Below are 410 nucleotides of genomic sequence, written 5' to 3'. Positions count from 1 at the left end.
CGGCAGGACACTCGCAGACTATAATATCCAGAAGGAGTCGACCCTCCACCTGGTGCTCCGCCTCAGGGGAGGGATGCAGATCTTCGTGAAGACTCTTACCGGCAAGACGATCACCCTCGAGGTGGAGAGCTCGGACACTATTGACAACGTGAAGGCGAAGATCCAGGATAAGGAGGGGATTCCGCCGGACCAGCAGAGGCTGATCTTCGCCGGGAAACAACTGGAGGACGGGAGGACTCTTGCGGATTACAACATCCAAAAGGAGTCTACGCTCCATCTGGTGCTCCGCCTCCGTGGTGGGATGTGAATTCTCAGCCGTTGATCCGGTGTGGTCCTGGTGCCGTTCGCGTCTTGTCATGTCTTGTGTGTCGGTGTCGTCCTCTCCTTTGTTCTCTCTCCTTTGTTTTCGT

1 protein-coding gene is annotated in these 410 nt (G+C 56.1%); it reads left to right on the top strand.

Annotation, left to right across the window (positions count from 1 at the left end; translation table 11 throughout):
- Window positions 1-307, top strand: a 307-nt coding sequence (locus tag FWJ25_RS20955) for a polyubiquitin (protein WP_223163299.1), incomplete at its 5' end; no start/stop codon positions are given.
- Window positions 308-410 lie beyond the last annotated feature (103 nt).

The organism is Marinobacter salinexigens, assembly GCF_008370345.1.
GTDB lineage: Bacteria > Pseudomonadota > Gammaproteobacteria > Pseudomonadales > Oleiphilaceae > Marinobacter > Marinobacter salinexigens.
This window is presented reverse-complemented; position numbering and strand designations above follow the sequence as displayed.